Source organism: Filifactor villosus (genome assembly GCF_042652965.1).
GTDB classification, from domain to species: domain Bacteria; phylum Bacillota; class Clostridia; order Peptostreptococcales; family Filifactoraceae; genus Filifactor; species Filifactor villosus.
Genome location: NZ_JBHSHL010000037.1, coordinates 1 through 2891, shown reverse-complemented (window position 1 = coordinate 2891; position 2891 = coordinate 1). Strand labels below are relative to the sequence as shown.

Sequence of the window (2891 nt, the reverse complement as noted above, 5' to 3'; positions counted from 1 at the left end):
AACCTCCTCTGTTTTATACGAGTATCTCACATTTTTTACGTTTTGTAAAGTATTGCGTAGACACGCTCTAACATCCAATGATATAAATAGCGTTTATTTAAACTTTCATTTGGTTCTATCGAAAACGCATCACTTAAAAAAATCGGTCGTTCCCAATAACTCACAAATCCTGCATATGCTCCACTACCCGCAACAGCAATAGTTATTCCATTCCTATTGCTAACTCCATGATAATAAGCAGGCTTTTGTCCACCTGCAATTACAGGCACTTCACCTTCAATAATATCTTTTTTGGTTATAGCTTGACCTCTTTGAAATTCACAAACTTCCCCCAGTTTTTTCCACTCCACTTTTTCATCTTTTAATAATTCGTCTATCTTACTCATAGTTATCACCTTCTTTTTAAACTATTTCCATTTTGGAAACCGTTATATTCTTTTAATAGCACGTATTCAATGGTATGTGCAAAAATTTCACATACCACTTTTTCATCAGACAAGCGATAAATCAAAACATTTCCCGTTTTATTACTTCTCATCTTTGCCACCTTCTTTTGCCTTTTGCTCAATGGATTTTATCTCGCTTAAATAATCTTTTTCCACTTGAGACAAAGTTTTTTCGCTATATTTTTTGTATTCTTTTTCAACTTTTTTTATCATTTGTTGTCTTGATACTTTTCCATTATCTTTGAGCAAATCTTCTCCGGTTGCAGTTAATATTCTATCTACATGATCTATCCAATCTTTCATAGTCATCACAACTTTTTTTTCTGCTTGTCTTTCTGCAAAATCCAAGTATCCCGAAACTAAAGAATTTAAACTTTTTAATTCCTTTTCGTTCAAATAATTTTTTGCTATCTTTGCTTCCGTTAATGTGGGTAACTCTCCTTTGAAAATTGTAAGTCCCATAAATTCTTTTTCTGCATCTACCCTGCTACAAACCAACTCACTTGCTGTATGATGATGAATGGCATAGTGAAGTTTGTTTTGAACAGTTGCAAAAAAACGTTTCGCTTCTTCGCTGTTTGAATTGTAATCTACACTTGTAGAGAACAAATCTAAAACCTGACGATAAAATACTTTTTCACTTGAACGAATATCACGAATTCTATCCAGCAGCTCTTTAAAATAATTGCCTCCTCCAAGATTTTTAAGTCTTTCATCGTCCATAGCAAAGCCTTTGATCAAGTATTCTTTTAATATGGTAGTTGCATAATTTCTAAATTGCACGCCACGAACGGAACGCACCCTGTACCCGATTGCCAAAATCATATCCAGATTGTAATAAGCCAGCTCTCTTGTTTGAGTTTTTGTTGAAATCGCACCATGTTCAGTGGTGTGCAACTTATAGTTGCATACCACATTCTCATATAATTCTCCATCATCGAATATATTTTTAATATGTTTGGTTATATTTTGCCTTGTTGTCTGAAAAAGCTCAGCAAGTTCCTTTTTGTTTAACCAAACCGTTTCATTTTCTACATGAAGTTCTATTTTTGACTTTCCATCTTCCGTATTGTATAAAATAATTTCATTACTCATCTTACCCATTCCCCCTTAGTTGTTCGAAATTTTCGAATAACTAAATTCTTATACTCCTTACTCATCTTCAAGCTCTTTTACGATTTTGTCGATAGAGGCTCTGAGTTCATCGATTCTTTTAACCGTTTCTTCAATTTGTTTGTTCAGCACCTTGATGTCGATTTTTTCTCTTGTATCTTCTTTTTCCACATAGGTGGACACCGACAAATTATAGTCATTTTCTTCTATTTCGGATAAGTCTACATATCTTGAAAAATATTCTTTGTCCGTTCTGTTTCTGAACTCATCGACAATCGCTTGGATATTCTTTTCTTCTAAAATATTGTTATTGGTTTCCTTCTTAAATTCTTTACTCGCATCGATAAACAGAATTTTGTTTTCGGTCTTATTCTTCGCCATCACTAAGATACAAGTTGCAATGGATGTTCCAAAAAAGAGATTTTCCGGAAGCTGAATGACGCAATCAATAAAGTTGTTATCCACAAGATACTCTCTGATCGTTTTTTCAGCCCCTTTTCTGTAAAAGATCCCCGGAAAACATACGATAGCGGCTCTACCTTTACTCGAAAGGTAGGATAATGAATGCATAATAAAGGCATAGTCGGCATAAGACTTCGGTGCCAGCTTCCCTGCCGGAGCAAATCTCTCATCATTTATCAGAGTAGGATCGGCATCTCCCACCCACTTGATTGAATAAGGAGGATTTGAAACAATGGCATCAAAGGGCTTTTCATCTTTATGCAATGGATTTAAAAGCGTATCTCCTCTTCTGATTGAAAAGTTATTGTAGTTCACATTATGCAAAAACATATTCATACGAGCCAAGTTAAAATTGGTCATATTGATTTCTTGACCAAAGAAACCCTCATCAATGATATGTTCATCAAATTGCTTTTTCATTTGCAAAAGTAAGCTCCCGCTACCACAGGTAGGATCATATACCTTATTAATACTTGTTTTTTCATCCATAACAAGTCTTGCTAAAAGTTTAGAGACTGTTTGTGGAGTAAAAAACTCTCCACCTGATTTGCCGGCATTGCTCGCATAATTTGAAATCAAATATTCATACGCATCTCCAAAGGCATCTATATCGTTATTCTGAAAGTTTCCAAAGTTAATTCCGGCTATGCCTGTCAGTATATCCGCCAATCTTTTATTTTTTTCTGCTACTGTTGATCCTAAACGATTACTGGTCGTGTCGACATCTTCAAACAGACCTTTGATGTCATCCTCTGATGCAAATCCCACCGCACTTCCTTCAATGGACTTAAAGATATTGGCTAGAGCGTGTCTACGCAATACTTTACAAAACGTAAAAAATGTGAGATACTCGTATAAAACAGAGGAGGT

Annotated in this window: 4 protein-coding genes; all 4 read right to left on the bottom strand. The window is 35.0% G+C overall.

Annotation, left to right across the window (positions count from 1 at the left end):
* Positions 1–35: 35 nt before the first annotated feature.
* Positions 36–386: a restriction endonuclease subunit S gene (locus tag ACFO4R_RS08745; RefSeq protein WP_379788714.1), complete on the bottom strand. Its 351-nt coding sequence runs from the start codon at positions 384–386 to the stop codon at positions 36–38.
* Positions 387–391: 5 nt separating this feature from the next.
* Positions 392–538: a hypothetical protein gene (locus ACFO4R_RS08740; RefSeq protein ID WP_379788713.1), complete on the bottom strand. Its 147-nt coding sequence runs from the start codon at positions 536–538 to the stop codon at positions 392–394.
* Positions 528–1541: a virulence RhuM family protein gene (locus ACFO4R_RS08735; RefSeq protein WP_379788712.1), complete on the bottom strand. Its 1014-nt coding sequence runs from the start codon at positions 1539–1541 to the stop codon at positions 528–530. Before ACFO4R_RS08735 ends, ACFO4R_RS08740 begins: the two co-directional genes overlap by 11 nt.
* 57 nt (positions 1542–1598) lie before the next feature.
* The coding region (locus ACFO4R_RS08730) for a type I restriction-modification system subunit M (RefSeq protein ID WP_379788711.1) at positions 1599–2891 on the bottom strand (1293 nt) is incomplete at its 5' end.